The organism is Paenibacillus sp. J31R98, from assembly GCF_056269245.1.
Genome location: NZ_JBWDNO010000003.1, coordinates 65233 through 84148, shown reverse-complemented (window position 1 = coordinate 84148; position 18916 = coordinate 65233). Strand labels below are relative to the sequence as shown.

Here is an 18916-nt window from a genome sequence, read left to right as displayed (position 1 = left end):
TAGGATGGACACTATTTACATTTGGGTTGGTATCGTTATCTTTCTAGCGCTTGCATTCGACTTTATCAATGGTTTCCATGATACAGCCAATGCAATTGCAACTTCCGTGTCGACACGGGCGCTGTCGCCGCGTATGGCAATTATTCTTGCGTCGGTGATGAACTTCGTCGGTGCGATTATGTTTACAGGCGTTGCTAAGACCATCGGGGGCAAGGTTGCCAATCCTGCAACGCTTGATCATGGTGTACAGGTTGTCGTCGCGACGCTGATCGGTGCCATTGCGTGGAACTTGCTCACGTGGTGGCTTGGTATCCCGTCATCATCTTCCCATGCGCTTATCGGCGCGTTGTCAGGTGCGGTTATCAGCTCCGCTGGCTTCAGTGCTATTAATTCACAAGGCTTTGTCGATATCCTAAAAGCACTTATTTTCTCGCCGCTTATTGCATTTGCTGGTGGTTTCATCGTGATGTGGATCTTAAAGCAGGTCTTCGCCAGATCGAATCCGCATCTTATCAATAGAGGCTTCCGTTCCGGTCAGGTGCTGACGGCTGCCTTCCAATCGTTCACGCACGGTACGAACGATGCGCAGAAGGCGATGGGTATTATTACGTTCGCGCTCGTCGCAGCAGGCATCCAAGAGAATACGGATCATATCCCGCTGTGGGTTAAGATCTCTGCTGCACTCGCGATGGCGCTTGGTACGTCAATCGGCGGATGGAAGATCATTAAGACGATGGGTACGAAAATCTTCAAAATCGAGCCAATCAACGGTTTCGCGGCGGATATCGTATCTGCGAGCATTATCTTCTCAGCTACGAGTATTCACTTGCCCGTTAGTACGACGCATGTCATCACGTCTTCCATTCTCGGCGTAGGCAGTGCGAAGCGCTTCTCCGCTGTAAAATGGGATCTTGCTGGACGAATCGTCTTGTCGTGGATCATTACGATTCCGATTGCGGCAATTCTGTCGGCGCTGATCTATAAAGTGATTGCTTTGTTTATCTAAGAGGTGTGTAATAAAAGCCGGAATTCCCTTGGCGCGCTTCGCTGTTGATGCGCGGCTTACGAGGAGGATTCCGGCTTTGTTGTTGTTGCTTGAGGGAGATTAGGGGGCGATCAGATTAAGGGCGGCGTTTCGGGCGAGGGCCGCCTGGTGTTACGAGACTGCTGCCTTTGCCCTTGCCTGTGCCTTTGCCTTTGCTGGTGGTCCGCTTGCGTGCTTTCTTGCGGCGTTTTACCGGTGAATCATCGTCGTCCTCAGCGATCTTGGCGCCTTTCTTGCCTGGCGTGAAGGAGGTGGCGAGAACTTTGATGAGCGGCGCCATCTGCGAAATGCTGCCGACAACCTTCTGCACTTTGCCCATCGTCGTCACAATGCCGTCGAGTCCGCCCATCCGGTCGACGACGCTCTTCAGATCGTTCAGGCTGTTCGCTAGATTGAAGCCGGACTTCTCTGTCTTGGCATCTTCCGCTGCGGCTGGGAGGACGGAGGTATTCGACTCGGGAAGCGGGATAATCTGCATATTCGACGCAGGCTGAATCGAGAACGTAGGGACGCCTCCGGAGAATTCGTTCGACACTTCGGTCGTGCTGAAGGGAACGGGCGAAGTGAGCCCTACGCTTTTATTCGTTTTGCCAAGGAAAGGGTCAGAGATGCCCGGGAATTGGCTTTGCCCCTGGTTTTGCAGGCCTTGACCTGGCCCTGGCCCTGGACCGCCGTGGGGCTGTGGCGTGTTGCGGCCGGACGGATCGTAGCGGTAGTTCACGGGAGATCACACCTTTGTGCCTTATTTGTATACACTAGTCTATGGTGTAGGCGAACATGCGGATTGGACGATAGCCCGCATGCGCGGAATAAATTTCCGCGCTTGCCTTAGGGGCAGGAACCTAGAACGCCTTAAAGTCGAAACCTGAAACTCCGGAACCTTCGAACCTTTGAACCCGGAAGATCGCTAGGCGCGGCTTTGCGTCCTTCTATTCTGTAAAGCGGTGATGCTTGAAAATTCTACTAGAAAGGACTACAATGAGCATATTAGTTCATGGTAGGAGTGAGCGGACGATGCAATTGAAGAAGCTGAATGATAAGACAATCGACCAGCTGTTCGAGGCGGTTCTTACGCTGAAGACGGTGGAAGAATGCTATATTTTCTTTGACGATCTTTGTACGGTAAATGAGATTCAGTCGCTGTCCCAGCGGCTTGAAGTAGCGCGTATGCTAGGCAAAGGCGCGACATATAATCAGATTGAAGCGGAGACAGGCGCGAGCACGGCGACGATCTCGCGCGTGAAGCGTTGCCTCAACTACGGCAATGACGGTTACAAAATGGCGCTGGAGCGTTCAGGGCGCTAAGTGCTTGCACAGGATGATGATCGAATGAAGCATGGAATAGTAAAAGAGATAGAACTAGGGATAGAACCAGGAATAAGACCAGGAGTAAATGCTGGGATAAAACCAGGAGTACTAGTGGTTAGCCATGGCTCGCGTGAAGCCGACTGGGTGCGGCTTGTGGATGATGCGGTGGCAGGTTGCGCGGCTCTTGTGGGCAGCGAGGTGCCGGTTGTCTCTGCATTTCTTGAGCTCGTCGAGGGCCGGCTTATTCAAGACGGTGTGCATGCATTGGAAGCGGAAGGTGTGACGGATCTCTACGTCCTTCCGCTTTTTGTGTCGTCCGGAAGCACGCATGTGGACGACATTGCACAAGCGTTCGGCATGCCGCCAGTGTCGGCGGCTCGCGCAGGTGAGCTTGAGCGGTTTGCGGTGCGCGAAGGCGTGCGTGTGCGGTTCGGCTTGCCGATCGACGACGATGGCGATATTGCGGAGCTGTTGCTTCGCAATATTGTGGAGTTGTCGGCGGAGGCGAGCGAGCCGGGCGCGGAGCGAGAGCAAGAGCCGAGTGAGGGAGCACGAGCAGAGCGGGAGAGCGAGCCGAGCGAAAGTGCAGAGCCTTCTGCGGCGGAGCAACTGTCTGCGGCGGCGCGGCGGCGCGAGCGATTGCTGCTTGTCGCGCATGGCTCGCGCGAAGCGGTGTTTCATGGCCGCTGGCGTGATGGCATGGCGGCGCTGGCGGAGCGGGTGCGCGAGCTTGGCGGCTTCGCGGGCGCGCATAGTGCGATGCTGCTGCCGAATCAGGCGGCGTGCAAGCTCGGGGCTTTGCAGCGGCGGTATCCGGATGATGCGTTCATCGTGGTGCCGCTTTTTCTTAGTGAGGGTTATTTTACGCGTACGGTCATTCCGACTCGTCTTGCCGGTTTGGATTATCGGTATAACGGCCGGGCGCTGCTGCCGTCGCCGCAGATTGCGCGCTGGATGGAGCGACAGATTCGGGAATGGCTTTCCACGATGTAAACATGGGCACTTCTGTAAAAGGCGATTTGGGGAGTTAGCCCTTTATCGTGTATAGTAGAAGGTAGTGCTAAAAGTGCGGATTGTTGTGGAGTTTGGGAGGTGTGCGGCAGTGACAATTAAGCGGGCAAGGCTGATTTATAACCCGACATCGGGACGCGAGGAGATTAAGAAGCGGCTCCCCGATATTCTTCAGCGGCTGGAGCGCGGCGGCATCGAGACGAGCTGCCATGCGACATCCAGTGAGGGTGACGCGACGATCGCGGCTGCCGAGGCGGCGGACCGCGGCTTCGACATGATCATTGCAGCGGGCGGCGACGGTACGCTGTATGAAGTTATTAATGGTTTGGCGGAGAAGGACGTGCGGCCCCCTATTGGGATCTTGCCCCTTGGGACGACGAATGATTTTGCCAGGGCGCTTGGCATTCCGAAGCATTGGGAGTACGCGTGCGATCTCATTATTCAGCAGTACTCACGGCCGATTGATCTTGGTCGGGCGAATCAGCGGTATTTTATCAATATTGCCGGTGGTGGGTCGCTCACGGAGCTGACCTATGAGGTGCCGAGCAAGCTGAAGACGATGATCGGCCAGTTGGCCTATTATATGAAGGGTCTGGAGAAAATGACCCGCCTCCGTCCAACGGAGCTACGCATTCGTGCGAAGGAAATTGGCGAGATTCATGAGGAGATTATGCTATTCCTCATCTGTAACAGCAACTCGGTCGGCGGCTTCGAGAAGCTAGCCCCGGAGGCGAGTCTCGACGACGGCTTGTTCGATGTCGTGGTGCTGAAACGGTGCAATCTCGGCGAGTTCATCCGCTTGGCGTCGCTGGCGCTGCGCGGGGAGCACTTGAACGATCCGCATGTCGTGCATTTCCGCACGAGCGAGCTTGTGGTGACGACACCGGATTATGTACAGCTGAACCTGGACGGAGAGTATGGCGGCACGCTGCCATGTACGTTCACGGCTCTGCCGTCGCATTTGAGCATTTTTGTCGATGAAGCGGGCAATTCTACTTATAAATAAAGGTAAGATCAAGAGTAAGAGCGGGATGGCAAAGGCAAGTCAAAGCTATCACCTATGGAAAACGGAGCGGGTAGGGAACATGAAGGGCAAAGCAGTGCAAGCGCCAGTGGCGAAAAATGAAGAGGTCGTCGTCGACATTGTCGGCTTGACGCATGAAGGCGAAGGGGTAGGCCGGGCAGACGGCTTTACCCTTTTTATACAGGGAGCACTTCCCGGCGAGCGCGTTCGCGCGAAGGTGCTGAAGGTGAAGAAGACTTATGGCTACGCGAGAATGCAGGAGCTGCTGGTGGAGAGTCCGGACCGTGTCGAGGCGCCGTGCCCGATCTATAAGCAGTGCGGCGGCTGCCAACTGCAGCATCTGAGTTATGAGGGGCAACTTGCGTGGAAACGCCAGCATGTGGTGGATAATTTGGAGCGGATTGGGAAGCTCTCCACAACCCCAAATCCTTCCTCCCAACAGGGTGAGGTTGGCGCGGTAGTAGTGCACGAGACGCTCGGTATGTCCGAGCCTTGGCGTTATCGGAACAAGGCAGCCGTGCCGATGGGGATGGCGGCTGCTGTTACGGGTGGTGACGGCGACGGTTTGGTGTCGCCGGAGCGGTTGATCGGCGGCTTTTATGCGCGCGGCAGCCATCGCATCATCGACATGGACGAGTGCATGATTCAGCACTCGCGCAATGACGAGATCGTAGCTCGCGTCAAGGAGATCGGACGCGAGCTCGGCATCACGGCCTACAACGAAGAGACAGGCCGTGGTTTGCTGCGCCACGTGATGACGCGAGTCGGCTTCGTCTCCGGCGAAGCGATGATCGTGTTCATCACTAATGGCGAGCGTATCCCGCAGGTGGAGCGCTGGGTAGAGTTGATTCGCGCGGCTGTGCCTGGTGTGAAGAGCATCGTGCAAAACGTGAACACGCGCGACACGAACGTGATCTTCGGCGACAAGACTCGCGTCCTCTGGGGCAGCGAGGTCATCTACGACGAGCTCGACGGTATCCGTTTTGCGATCTCGGCTCGGTCGTTCTATCAAGTGAACCCGGTGCAGACGGTGGAGCTCTACCGCCGAGCGGTGGAATACGCCGCACTCACCGGCGGAGAGCGCGTCATCGATGCTTACTGCGGCATCGGGACGATCTCTTTGTTCTTGGCCCGGGCGGCCGGCCAAGTCTACGGCGTGGAGATCGTGCCGGAGGCAATCGAGGATGCGAAGCGTAATGCTGAGTTGAACGGCATGACGAACGCTTCGTTCGAGGCTGGCCCAGCTGAGGTCGTCATCCCTCGCTGGCGTAAGGAAGGCATCGTCGCAGACGTCATCGTCGTCGACCCGCCGCGCAAAGGCTGTGACGAAGCGTTGCTGGATACGATTCTGGCGATGAAGCCGGAACGGGTGGTGTATGTGTCGTGTAATCCATCGACACTGGCGCGGGACCTGCGCGTGTTGGAGGATGGTGGCTATCGCACGGTAGAAGTGCAGCCGGTGGATATGTTTCCGCATACGGTGCATGTGGAATCGGTGGTTTTATTAAAGAAAAACTGAGTTCCAATGGTCTGGCGAATAGTATTGGCGATTACGCTAGCACTGAATAAATAGAACGTATCAGGAGGACTTTACACCTATCCCATCGAACTCTAATCGGGACACATTCTGTCAAATTTCCGATTTGGAGCGATACGATAATGACTCTCCCAGTTGAACTGGCTTCTATATTCCGCTTGAAACAAAAATCTTACAAAATGGTCTTGATCCTAGCCATATTGGATGAATACCAACAAACAAGACTTCAATTCCTGCCGCTCAATGCTGTTGCTGAGCGGTTTTTGTCTTATTATCGCAACGCTACCGAATCCGGCTTTACGGTAGATACCCCTCCTCAGAAGATAAATACCAGTTGGGCGGAGTTTACCCTAACTCAAACCAAGTCTCTCTTGCAGACTCCAATTGATGCACTCAAGTCAATCCTTGATGCGAACTCAGAGACTATTACCTTTAAGACGCATATATGGTCTATGCTCAATGACAATCTCCTGTCTGAACTCAGGGAGTATGCCCAAGCTGAGCTAGAAACTTATAACGAAGCATTACCGACTAATTCTTCATTTTCCTTGAAAGTTGCGTTCGATGATTTGCTAAACAATTATTTGGAATATAAAACACAGGGTTTCGGTGGTCATCCCGTTGGTGCCTTAGTCAGACAGGAGATTCCATCGTTTATTCAGGCCCAGGAATTTATTGGACAAGATTACAAGGTACAAGGATCGATTGGCCAAGGGAACTGGGTTGGCATACCGTGGATCGCAATTTTAGATAAACGGTTAAATACCTCTATTCAGAGTGGCGAATATATTGTCTATCTATTTTCGGAGGATATGAGTGCAGTTTATCTGGCATTAAACCATGGCGTGACTGAACCTCTTAGGCAATATAAGAAAAAAGGTGCCTATCAATACTTCAAGCAAAAGTCCGACGAAATGCGTAGCTATTTGCCACTTGAGAATATGCAAATTGATGAGAACATCCCGGGACTCGGGGATGATTATCAGGCTGCGATAATTGCATCAATTCGCTACGAGCGCAATAACATCCCTGAGGATGCGAAGTTACTCGAGGATCTTCGAAATGTAGTCGACAATTACAAAATATACGCCGATAAGGTGCTTCAGAGTCAGCAACAGCAGCGAATCGAGCAGCCTGCATTCACATTCACAATTGCTCATCTATATTTAGGTAATGGAATCATTCGATACTTGGGAACGAATCAAGATCGCTACGTGTCCATAGAAGAGCTTATTAATAACCAGGCATCGGTGTTGAAGTCCGGCGATGATGTGAAGAATCCAAAAGAGCGAATCCAGCATATTGGACGAGCGCTTCTTCAATTGGGGCTGCTCGCAAGCGAAGACACTGAGTACTCCCTTACGCCTAATGGAATTGAATATTACCTTGCAATGGATCAGGAAACTTGGATACTAAGCCAGGGTCAGGTTCATCTTCTTCGCGATATACTCGCAATTTATGAACACGAACCACATGCAACTCGATTGATGAGAAGTATGAACTTAGGAATTTCAATTGCGAAGGAACTCGGAACGTTCAAGCTTGAGTCCTTCAAATCGTTATTTATTGCCGAGTTAGGAATGGATAGCGAGTGGGGGGAGGTAACTCAGGAGAACCGCTCGCGGTTTATGTTGAGTTGGTTGGAGGAGCTGAAGTATATCCGTAAGACGAAGGACGATTATACATTTATCGAGGAGGTGGAACCGGTAGATACGTTATCGGTGGTAGAACGAGTAGCTCGTATTAAAGCCTATATCGAGAGTAAAGGGTTCCATTTTCCTCAAGGTTTGATCGAGAACTTCTATTTGTCTTTGAAGAGCAAGCCCTTTGTGATCCTAGCTGGAGTCTCTGGTACAGGGAAGACGAAACTGGTTAAGCTCTTCGCGGAAGCCGTTGGTGCTGAGTTTCATTTAATTCCCGTTCGCCCAGACTGGAGTGATCCTTCGGACTTGCTTGGCTATAAGGATTTGACAGGCGCCTTCCGCTCCAGCCAGTTGGCAGAGATTCTTGTTGAAGCTTCCAAGGAAGGGAATCGGAATAAGCCATTCTTTATTTGCCTAGACGAGATGAACTTAGCGCGAGTGGAGCATTACTTCAGCGATCTGCTTAGCGTTATTGAAACACAAGAGTGGCAAAATGGCCGAATCGTTACGGTTCCGCTCATCCAGAAGAAGAGTCTGATTGACGCGGATCAATCAATCTATGGCGGACTAGCACTTCCTGACAATGTCTATCTTATTGGTACGGTGAACATGGATGAAACAACGCATCCATTTAGCAAAAAGGTACTTGATCGTGCAAATACGATCGAGTTCAACTATATCAACCTCGAGCAATTCCCTATTGGATCGGTAGCTGAATCAATCGCGCTACGAGTGCCGAATTCATTCTTGCGGAGTGAGTACTTGCAGCTTGTTGACGCCTTTGGTCCTAATCAGGAGCTAGTTCGTCGTGTAACAACGCAGTTGGTTAAAGTAAATGAGATTCTTGAACAGGTCCATTCTCATGTAGGCTTCCGAATTCGGGACGCCGTATGCTTCTATATGATTTACAATGAGCAGTTCGAGTTAATGAGCGAGAATGAAGCATTCGATTTGCAATTATTACAGAAGCTACTGCCTCGCGTACAGGGCAGCAGTTCATCGGTTAAACGTGTGCTACTACAGCTTCTGCAGGAAGCACTGGGAAGAAACTTATCCATTAATAATTTGATGGACGATGCATCTGAACTCTACATGCCAACGCGATCAAATGAAAATGAGAAAGCTGCAAAATATCCGCTCAGCGCACGTAAACTGGCATTCATGCTCCGGAGGTTAGAGGAAGATGGATTCACTTCCTATTGGCTCTCCTAATCGCAGCATTGAGTTGTTACGTATTGAGACAAATCTATTTAATCTTTATATACATGGAAAACCATTTCACAAGACTGTGGATTCGTTGAAGCTTCATCGTAACGAGGAGCAGCAGCTTATTCCCGCTCAATTATTATTGTCCTTAGAGTCTGGAATGCTGGAACTGGAGAAAATTCTGGTTTTCAATCCGGAGCTTCAGGAGCTAGTAGAGTGGCGGGTAGGTGAAAAAGCTTATCCGTTGTTCTTTGAAACGCAGCCTTACGAGTTTGTTATTGAGAAAAAAGACGATATCCCTGTAAATTTCTACCATGAGAACGCAAACCTGCGGCAAGCAGTGAAGCCATTAGGAAGAGGGCACATTCTCTCTGGTATACTCAATTTCCAGAACGAAGTTGGTTTAACCGACTTGGAGTTGCGTTTGCATGGGAAGACGATACTCTCTCTGCAGCTGGAGATTTTTCCGGTAAAAATGGATTACAAGCGCGACTACCAGATGATCTTGAATGACGTGAATCAGCAGATTTACAATTTATCGTTTGATTTTCTGCGGAAGACTTACAATTTAACGGGTCTCAAAGAAACGAGCAACCAGAGTCTAACGGAATTCTTCTCCATTCTTAAGCATGTCTTTGCTCAATTAATCCAAGCCGTGGAACGAATTCAATTCGCACCACATTCAAAGCATCAAGTGGAGCATCGAGTTGTCCCATCAGGAAAGGTAAGAAAGCCAGGGAAGAAGAATGTTCAGTTTCTTAGCAAGCACCCGCATCTTTTTGCGAAAGACAATCAAGGGATGGTTTCTATTCAAGGGCAGCGTTACAATCCAACGCATGCACTGGAGACCAAACGATATGTGGATTACGATACGAATGAGAACCGATTTGTTAGATGGGTATTGCTCCGAATTGCCCAGAAGTTAAAGGTATTAAAGAAACGACTGACTGAAAAAGGGAAGATTCTTGATCCGCACCTTTCCCATCAGTTCTCGGACATGGAGTTTCAGATACAACGGTTACTTGGGTTGGACTTCCTACAGGTCAAAGATATGCGTCAGTTGTCGGTCACACTTGTATTGCAGATGGCACCGGGGTACCGGGAAGTGTATCGCAACTATCTCATGTTGATGAAAGGCCTATCAATCCAGAGTGATTTGTTCCAATTGTCGATGAAAGACTTGGCGCAGCTCTACGAGTACTGGTGTTTCCTCAAAATTCACGACCTGCTTAGCCGTAAGTACGAACTGCTGAAGCAAGATATAATCAAAGTGAACCGTACGGGTATCTTTGTCACGCTAGATAAAACGCAGAAGGCGAAAATGGTTTACCGTAACCCTAAGAACGGCGAAGTTTTCACGCTATATTACAATACACTGCCGCCAGGGGAAGAGACTCCAACGGTTTCTCAGCGGCCGGATAACGTGCTGACACTTAAGAAGAATGACTCAAAGACTGTGTACAAATACATTTTCGATGCGAAGTACAGATTAGATCCTGCGTATGAAGGAACCCCGTATAAGAGGGATTACAAGACACCTGGACCAGAAGAATCAGATATTAATACGATGCATCGATATAGAGATGCCATTGTCTATGAAGAGGATGCTTCCGATGGACTCGAGCGGAGCATGTTCGGGGCGTATGTTCTCTTTCCATATCACAATGAGAACGAGTACAAGGAGCATCGTTTCTACAAAAGCATTCAGCTCGTGAATGTAGGAGCATTCCCGTTCTTGCCGAATGCAACGAAGCTCATGGAAGATTTTCTGGACGAGATTATTATGGACAGTCCCGAGAAGTCATACGAACGCGCAACAAGGCCCAGCGGTACGAAAGCTTATTATAAAAACCAGTTGAATGATCGGGATGTTCTGGTAGGCTCCTTGCGCAATGTAGAACAACTAAATGATGCTTTGAAGTATGGGTTTTATCACGTGCCTCTTGAGAATTTAAAGGACCATACGATACTCTCGCAGTTGGAGTATATTGCGATGTACCAATCCGTGAAGAAGTTTGAACCTGAGGGTCGAGGTGCCGGCATTCACTGGTTCGCTAGGATCAAGAACTGGCAGGTGCTTAGAAGGCAAGAAATCACGGAGATTCCGGCAAAAGCAGGTACCGAGGATAAGCTCTATGTCAAATTCATGGTCGAGAATTGGGAGAAGCGAGCTAAGCCAATCATTCCAGGTGGGCACGGTGTTTACTCGCTGCTACTGACGTCAAAATATATTTTTGATCGTGCTGAGGAAATTGCGGAACTGAGGCTTGAAACCGAAGAGGATATTCGAGTATGGCGCGAACAACGGCGCCAAGGGCGAGTGAAGGTTGAGCTTAATCATGAACAGGTTGATTTGGCAAGCGAAGTCGAGGTTATTGCGGATGTTGAATAAGTAGGATGTGATTATGCATGATACACGCGTAGCGGCAGCTATTATCGAGAACGAGCAGGGAAAGATTCTAATTGCAAGCGAACTGACTGGATATAAGTTTGCACTGGCTGATGTCAAGTTTGTTGAGATGCTGAGATTTTCTACGAGGCTATAGAGAAAGTAGTAGTATAAACTTCACATTAGTCAATGAGCGAGGGAATTGTCTCACTGATGCTGTTCAGTTTCCTATACAACACGTTTTATGAAAACAGTTCAACAAGTAGAAAGGACAATTTCTGTGCTCGTTTTCAAAGTGACTAAAACTATAATGAAAGATTTAAAAATTATTCCGGGGGAAGTTGATAATTCAAATTTATTCTACAGCTGGCATGTTAATTGTTTCTTATTAGATCGAAAAAGGCACTATGTGTTTATGAATGATTTATCTAGATTGAGTTTATCAATTACGGGTATTAGAAGTAATCAATTACATAAGTTAACTGAGATATTCTTATCTAATCTGAAGAATTACTTATTTTCCGAGGGCATTTCTGAAAAGTTAATTGATGAATATGTAAGTAATTGCGGCGAAGTAATCTATACGAAAACGGATAGCAGAAGTGTGTTAAGTACACTATCCGAGATCATGTTAATTATGAAATCTTTTGAAGGCGACAAGAATGATAAATTTGCAGATTTGAATGAGCGCAATAAATGGAATAACACGATTATTTATAAGCCAATCGAATATCAGCAACCCATTATTGTATTCAAGAAAGAATTAGAAAGACTTAGTTGAGAGTAAACAATCTGAAATGCACCTGTTAGAACTGGCATTGGAATAAGCCTTACGGTTTATCTGATGGGGTTCTTTAGGTGTGTTTTTTATGACTGATCAAGTATATACAATATTTGCAATCACACCCGAACCTTCAATATATGCCCCCAATAACCGATAAACCTATGGAAGAGTTTTTTCGAGTATTCCCCACATTTTTCGACTAAATAAGACGCAGTTTTTCATGAGACTTTCAACCGTCAATTAACCAATTTCCCCCTTGGGATTTCTTCGACATTATATGATAATGTTTGAGATAAATAGCATAAGAAACGGACAGATTACATACAAACGGAGTGAAGCTTTATGCGGAAATACCAACAAAAGCAGATTCTTGATTTAGTAGCAACACTCTATGAAGCAACGGATGAAATACATCGGCAATTTTCAGGTGGGAATTTGCAAGCTGTAATTAACCTTATGGGGGACTGCCAAGATGTGGCGGTACATGTAGGTGAGTTTATAGAGAGTTTAGAAGGTGAAGGTACACGAACAGTTAAACAGCTAACTGAGTATCACGAGAGTCTTTATAAGAACGCTATGGGAATTGAAACCGCCACTTTAGGCTTCGTTAAGCAACTCAAAAAACAAATCAGTCTGATTGAAAGCAGTATCAAGACTGAACTGAGACCAAACAAAATTGAGATTGCTTTCTTTCCATATAAGGCGTCCATGTGGGATGCTCTTGAATCGATTTGGCTTGCCGCGCAAGAAGATCCGCAATGCGATGCTTATGTGGTTCCGATCCCTTATTTTGATAGGCTGCCTGATGGCGGAGCTGGACAAATGCATTATGAAGGACATCTCTATCCTAACTATGTGCCAATCGTGAATTGGCAAGAATATAACCTGGAAGAGCGTCGACCGGAAATGAGTTTTATCCATAATGTCTATGATGAGTATAACGCAATCACAAGTGTACATCCTAATTATTACAGCAGAAACCTGAAGAAATATACGGAATTGCTGTGCTACTCTCCTTATTTTGTAGCTAATAAAGTGGAGGAGCATTTCTGCACCCTGACAGGTGTTGCATTCTCCGACCGCGTATTTGTGCAGTCTGAGAAGGCTCGTAATGATTACATTCATACCATACAAGCGTACGAGAAAGAAAACAATATGGTTGGTCGTTTCGGGAAATTGAAGGAGAAGATTGTGGCTTCTGGATCTCCGAAGTTTGATAAAGTCATTAATTCCAGGCCGGAACATTTCACGCTGCCTGATGAATGGAACCAGATGATTGTGAAGCCCGATGGTACATGGAGAAAAATAGTTCTTTATAATACATCAATAGGCCCTCTGCTTACGGGGAACGAGAAATATATTGCAAAGCTACGGTCTGTATTTAACACCTTCCGTAATCGTGATGATGTCGTTCTTTGGTGGCGACCTCATCCTCTGAGCGAGGTTACTTACGGTACAATGCGTCCATTTCTCCTGGATGAATATAAGCATCTAATTAAGGAGTATAAGCTTGAGGGATACGGTATTTACGATGATACGGCAGATTTGCATCGAGCTTTATGTTTAAGCTCTGCTTTCTACGGAGACGGTACTTCTTTGATGCAGATGTATCAATGTATGAAGAAGCCGATAATGGAGCAAATGGAAGAGTTAGACAATCGCTTACTAGTTGGAAGTGTATGTGATACTGATGAATATTTGTGGTATTTAACCATTAATCTGAATGGTTTGTTCCGATTAAACAAGAAGACTTGGAAAGCAGAATATATGGGGAGCTTTGATAATGAGATAGCGTTTGATTGGAGATCCTATTATTCTATCCATCAAAGTGGTAATAAACTTTATTTTTCTCCCCATTCTGCTGGGAGTATAGCTATATATGATCTAGTTGAATCATCATTTCAGTATATTGATCTTCCGGTACCAAAGGGCAAACAGTACAATGATAAAACTAAGTTCATAGAAATGTTTGAATACGATGGATCGCTTTATTTTATTCCTTTAAGATTCCCGGGTATTGTTAAATTGAATATGAATGATCTCACTACCGAAATCATAGACGACTGGTTAAAGCCCACTCAAGAGGCGATCTTTGATCCTCAGCTCGTATATTTTACTCATGGTGTATTTGATGAGAAGCATAGCTCGCTTACTTTAGCTTGTATAAACGCCAATGCATTCTTGGAACTTGATTATTTAACCAACACCACAAAGTTACACACCATAGGCAGTGACAATTGTGGATACACAGATATATTGATCGTAGATGAGACTTACTGGCTGTTAACTGCGCATAAGTCAGCGTTAGTTAGCTTTAATAGAATTGATAATACGTCAATGGAGTATGAAGTTAGTCTCGAAGGAATTCCTTTTGGAGGAGCTTGGCAATTCCAAAAATTAATCTACTCTAATAATTTCTTGTATCTTGTGCCTCTTAACGCTGCTGGATTAATTAAATTCGACTTACTTAACCATTCTTTTGTTTTGGTAGACGATTTTTACCCAACTAGCTTGCAAGAGGACAAGGATATAGAATTAGAACGTAAACATCATAGTTATGAGTTTATAACATTGAATAATACAGATAAAATTTACGTCACTGAAAAGCAGAGCAAGCAATTTATCGAATATGACCCTAACAATGGCTCCATGCGTCAAGCGAGTATCGCAGTTACTGATGAAGGCAATTTGAGTGAGATGCAGAATTTCCTAATAAGTAGACGTGACGATGTATTTGATGAAGCTAATAGTTGTGTATATGTGGAACATCCTTATTCAGCCTCACTTGAGAGCTTAATTAATATAGTTACACAGTCAGTTTCGGAGCCTTGGCTTGATAAACGACTGGACAAGCAAGCCAATCTCCGTCTTGCAGAAATCACACATCCGGATGGAAAAGCCGGAATTGAAATCTATGAAAAGTCTAAACGGGCGGTGCTGAAATAATGAAGTACGATTACCTGATTGTTGGTGCAGGACCTTTTGGGGCAGTATTTGCACATGAAGCTATGAAGAGCAATAAGAAGTGCCTTGTGATTGATAAGCGTGACCATATCGGAGGCAATATCTATACAGAGCAAGTGGAAGGCATAAATGTACATAAGTACGGAGCGCATATTTTCCACACGAATGACAAAGAAGTATGGGACTATGTGAACCAGCTTGCAACATTCAATCGTTATACCAACTCGCCTATTGCAAATTATAAGGGTGAAATATACAATTTGCCTTTTAATATGAATACCTTTTATCAGTTGTGGAAGGTTTCCGATCCGGCAGAAGCTGAGAAAATGATAGAATCGCAGCGCATACAATACGAAGATCCGCAGAACCTGGAAGAAACCGCTCTTTCATTGGTTGGACATGACATTTATGAAAAGCTGATCAAAGGCTATACGGAAAAACAATGGGGTCGTGACTGCAAAGACATACCTGCATTTATTATCAAGCGTCTGCCGGTTCGTCTCACTTGGGATAACAACTATTTTAACGACCAGTATCAAGGGATACCAATCGGAGGTTACACACCGATTATCGAGAAGCTTCTTGAAGGCTGCGAAGTCAGATTGAATACCGACTACTTCGCACAAAGAGAATACTTTGAAAGCATTGCAGAGAAGGTCGTATATACAGGCATGCTGGATGAGTTCTATGAGCATCAATTTGGACAACTTGAGTATCGTACATTGCGATTTGATACGGAAATCCTTGATAAGCCTAATTTCCAAGGAAACGCAGTTGTGAATTACACAGATCGGGAGACGCCGTTTACCCGCATCATCGAACATAAGCATTTTGAATTCGGCACTCAACCCAAAACTGTCGTCACTCGCGAGCACTCCAAAGAGTATGAGAACGGGGATGAGCCTTATTATCCGATTAATGATCAAAAGAACAGTCAGCGTTATTTGATGTACAAGGAGCTTGCTGACCAAGAAGAGAACGTGATCTTCGGTGGCAGACTGGCGGAATACAAATATTACGATATGTGGCAAATCGTCAGAAACGCACTTGATCGAGTGAGAAAAGAGCTGCAAGAAGCTTAAAAGTAATCAATGGGAATTGTAATAACGGAGGGGTACTCTTGAAGATCACACTATCGGGATTAGCAGGGATGAAAATACGCGCAGGCGATGGCCTGCAAGAGTTAGGGCATCCTGAGATGCTTAGCACCCCTCTTTATTATTTGGCACTGCCTGGCGATAGACTGCAGCTTATGGACTCGGGCTATAAATTCAACATTGCAACCTATGCTCCGGAGGTGGAGGATCGCTGGATTTACACCTACGACTATGCTCCGGACCAAAGCTGGACGGTTTATCGGCAGGATTTAAGCGGCAGCAGTTATCGGCAAGATAATTACATCTTTACAGAGCGCGTTTACTTCCGGGTATGCCTAAGAAAAATGAACGGAGCGGACTTTGAAAGCTCGGAAGATATTAATCGCATTTTATCTTTTAATAGAAAAGAAGCTTCTTTCCCTGAGATAAAGCCTTGGCTTAGAGATGAAGTAGAACGAGTGTCGGAGCGTGTTAAGGGATTGCGGGAGGAAGAACAGCTTTCCTTCGTATTGTTGACCGATTCACACTATACTGTGAATGGGACTTGGGAAGACACGTCTGCTGCAATTCAACTTTTACATAATGAAATAGGTTTTGATGGGATTGTTCATCTCGGTGATTTCGCTGACGGTATGGTAACGCGTGAGGTTAGCCGATATTACGCAGGTAAGATTCTTAGTGATTTGAAGAAATGCGATGTACCAGTGTGGGCGGCGATTGGCAACCATGATACGAACTATTTCAAAAACAATCCTGATCGGTTCTCCTTAGAAGAACAGTGCGAGCTTTATCTGGGTAAGGAAGAGCCGAGATATTTTTTAGATTTTGACGCACATAAGCTGCGCTTTATCGTCCTGGATTCCTTCGATCCCGAAGAGAAGTTGCGTTATGGATACAATGCTGCATGCATTCAATGGTTAAGGGAGCAACTCGAGACTATTCCTGAGGATTGGCGAGTTGTGATCTTCTCCCATGTTCCTCCGATCAGCCGATTACAGTATTGGGCAAAGGAAATGCGTGGCGAGAACGAATTGTTAGAGTTATTAGGGATTCATTCCAGTAGAATTCTTGCCTTTATGAATGGACATAACCATGCGGATCGTTTGGACAACGCTGAGGGGTTTCCTATTATATCTCTAGTGAATTCCAAGTGTGAGTCATTTAAGGAATATAAATCAGAGGGCTTTATTACTCCGGATCGGAAGCTGGGAGAGTCCTCGCAAGAAGCGTTTGACGTTATGCTCATTAACACGGAAAAAAGTCAGATACGCTTTGTAAGGTTTGGAGCGGGTCAGGATAAGATTGTCACACAAGGAAAGGCGGAATGGCTGTAATGAAAATTTGGGGTCATCGCGGGGCCTATTCCTCCGCTCCAGAGAATACACTTGTTGCTTTTCAACTGGCAGCCCAAATGGGTGCAGACGGAGTAGAGCTTGATATTCAGCTCACTAAGGACGGAGAAGTCGTGGTTATTCACGACGAAACCGTCGATCGGACGAGCAATGGTCAAGGGTGGGTAAAGGACTATACCCTTGCTGAACTGAAAAAGCTCAACTTCAATAAAAGAGGGCTTGTTGAGCCGCTATTCATGGAAGTGCCAACGCTTGTTGAAGTATTGGAACTATTGAAGCCGACTGGATTGACGATCAATATTGAGTTGAAGACAGGTGTCATTTATTACGAGGAGATTGAATCGATTGCGTTAAAGCTGGTTGAGAAATACGACATGTTGGATAAGATTGTATGGTCGTCGTTCAACCACTATTCGGTTCAGAACATCAAGCTGCTTGAGCCTGCCTCAAGAACTGCGCTGCTTTGCGGCGGAGGCATACTTATCACTGGTGAACAATGCGAGAAGGTAGGGGCTGAGGCATTGCATCCTAGCGTTAATCAACTGCGTCATCCATTACTCGTGGAAGATTGTCGCAAACGGGGGATAGCGGTACGCCCGTGGACGGTAAATACCGATGAGGATCTTAAGCTTGCAAGGGATCTTGGAGTAGAAACGGTGATCGTGAATCGAATTGATTGGGCGAAGGATGCTTTGGCACATGGGGAATGAAATAGCAGTAGACAATATGAAAAAAGGTCCGCTTTCTCCAGACGATCTGAGAGACGTTCAACTTATACAGATAGAAATGTTAGTAGAAGTAGATCGGATTTGCCGCTTACATCACATTAATTATGCGATGATCGGTGGCACAATGCTTGGTGCGATACGCCATAATGGCTACATTCCGTGGGATGATGATGCAGATATTGGTCTGCTGCGGGAAGAATATGAGAAGTTCCGCAAGGTCTGTGAAACGGACTTAGATCATGAGCGGTTTTATTTCCAAGATATGAGAGCAACTCCAGGATATCGCTGGGGCTATGGGAAAATTAGAAGGAAAGATACGTATTTCCTTAGAGATGGGCAGGCTCATATGCCTTACGAATCCGGGATTTTCATAGATATATTCCCTATGGACAATGTGCCTGACGGGAGATTGGCCGAGAAGATACATAATCTTCACTGCACAGTAATTCGGAAGATTCTATGGTCAGAGGTAGGCAAGAAGACCGATAAAAGTCCATTATTACGTAGCGTGTTTTCGCTACTTAGCTTAATTCCGCTGAACAAGGTTTCGGATCATCTGCAGCTTTTTACCGAACGGGGCAATCGTAAACGAACCCAGCGTGTAAGGACGATCACGTTTCCTGCTCCAGACAAGTATGGTGAAGGGGATCGAGAGTGGTTTGAACAAACTGCTGATTATCCATTCGAGAATCTGATTCTATTGGGGCATCGTGATTATCATGCTTATTTAGAGCATAAGTTTGGTGACTATATGAAACTCCCACCTGTGAATCAGAGGAAATCGCATCCCGTTGCTTATTATAAACTGTTGAATGAATAGTAAATCAA

Annotated in this window: 15 protein-coding genes; 14 read left to right on the top strand and 1 reads right to left on the bottom strand. The window is 46.6% G+C overall.

Annotated features, from left to right (window positions below; all coding sequences use genetic code 11):
• The first annotated feature begins 4 nt into the window (after positions 1-4).
• Complete coding sequence (locus tag AC0YNX_RS14070; protein WP_475816320.1) at positions 5-1006, top strand: inorganic phosphate transporter; 1002 nt, start codon at positions 5-7, stop codon at positions 1004-1006.
• 115 nt (positions 1007-1121) lie between these two features.
• Here the strand turns inward: AC0YNX_RS14070 and AC0YNX_RS14065 are convergent, their stop codons facing one another.
• Complete coding sequence (locus AC0YNX_RS14065; RefSeq protein WP_475816319.1) at positions 1122-1766, bottom strand: hypothetical protein; 645 nt, start codon at positions 1764-1766, stop codon at positions 1122-1124.
• A gap of 293 nt (positions 1767-2059) precedes the next feature.
• Between AC0YNX_RS14065 and AC0YNX_RS14060 the strand changes: the two genes are divergently transcribed.
• The 13 genes from AC0YNX_RS14060 to AC0YNX_RS14000 all read left to right on the top strand — a co-directional run bounded on the left by AC0YNX_RS14060 (position 2060) and on the right by AC0YNX_RS14000 (position 18908).
• A complete protein-coding gene (locus tag AC0YNX_RS14060; protein ID WP_116188336.1) occupies positions 2060-2350 on the top strand; it encodes a YerC/YecD family TrpR-related protein in 291 nt (96 codons plus the stop codon).
• A 114-nt stretch (positions 2351-2464) separates the two neighbouring features.
• Entirely contained in the window at positions 2465-3346 is an 882-nt protein-coding gene (locus AC0YNX_RS14055; protein ID WP_475816318.1) for a sirohydrochlorin chelatase, read from the top strand.
• Between the two features lie 109 nt (positions 3347-3455).
• Positions 3456-4370, top strand: a complete 915-nt coding sequence (locus tag AC0YNX_RS14050) for a diacylglycerol kinase (protein ID WP_475816317.1) — start codon at positions 3456-3458, stop codon at positions 4368-4370.
• A 79-nt stretch (positions 4371-4449) separates the two neighbouring features.
• A complete protein-coding gene (gene rlmD / locus AC0YNX_RS14045) occupies positions 4450-5907 on the top strand; it encodes a 23S rRNA (uracil(1939)-C(5))-methyltransferase RlmD (RefSeq protein WP_475816749.1) in 1458 nt (485 codons plus the stop codon).
• Between the two features lie 140 nt (positions 5908-6047).
• The gene (locus AC0YNX_RS14040; protein WP_475816316.1) at positions 6048-8780 is read left to right on the top strand and encodes an MrcB family domain-containing protein; all 2733 of its coding nucleotides are present in this window, start codon (positions 6048-6050) and stop codon (positions 8778-8780) included.
• A 76-nt stretch (positions 8781-8856) separates the two neighbouring features.
• On the top strand, positions 8857-11166 hold the full coding sequence (locus tag AC0YNX_RS14035; protein WP_475816315.1) for a DUF2357 domain-containing protein: 2310 nt from the start codon (positions 8857-8859) through the stop codon (positions 11164-11166).
• Between the two features lie 7 nt (positions 11167-11173).
• Positions 11174-11320 (top strand): hypothetical protein, encoded by a 147-nt coding sequence (locus tag AC0YNX_RS14030; RefSeq protein ID WP_475816314.1) that lies wholly within the window; start codon positions 11174-11176, stop codon positions 11318-11320.
• Positions 11321-11407: 87 nt separating this feature from the next.
• Positions 11408-11944, top strand: a complete 537-nt coding sequence (locus AC0YNX_RS14025; protein ID WP_475816313.1) for a DUF6933 domain-containing protein — start codon at positions 11408-11410, stop codon at positions 11942-11944.
• Positions 11945-12289: 345 nt separating this feature from the next.
• The gene (locus AC0YNX_RS14020; RefSeq protein WP_475816312.1) at positions 12290-14893 is read left to right on the top strand and encodes a hypothetical protein; all 2604 of its coding nucleotides are present in this window, start codon (positions 12290-12292) and stop codon (positions 14891-14893) included.
• A complete protein-coding gene (gene glf, locus AC0YNX_RS14015; RefSeq protein WP_475816311.1) occupies positions 14893-15993 on the top strand; it encodes a UDP-galactopyranose mutase in 1101 nt (366 codons plus the stop codon). Before AC0YNX_RS14020 ends, glf begins: the two co-directional genes overlap by 1 nt.
• A 38-nt stretch (positions 15994-16031) precedes the next feature.
• The gene (locus tag AC0YNX_RS14010) at positions 16032-17342 is read left to right on the top strand and encodes a metallophosphoesterase family protein (RefSeq protein WP_475816310.1); all 1311 of its coding nucleotides are present in this window, start codon (positions 16032-16034) and stop codon (positions 17340-17342) included.
• The gene (locus AC0YNX_RS14005; RefSeq protein ID WP_475816309.1) at positions 17342-18070 is read left to right on the top strand and encodes a glycerophosphodiester phosphodiesterase; all 729 of its coding nucleotides are present in this window, start codon (positions 17342-17344) and stop codon (positions 18068-18070) included. The genes AC0YNX_RS14010 and AC0YNX_RS14005 overlap by 1 nt, the downstream gene beginning before the upstream one ends.
• Positions 18060-18908, top strand: a complete 849-nt coding sequence (locus AC0YNX_RS14000; RefSeq protein ID WP_475816308.1) for a LicD family protein — start codon at positions 18060-18062, stop codon at positions 18906-18908. Before AC0YNX_RS14005 ends, AC0YNX_RS14000 begins: the two co-directional genes overlap by 11 nt.
• The last annotated feature ends 8 nt before the right edge of the window (positions 18909-18916 follow it).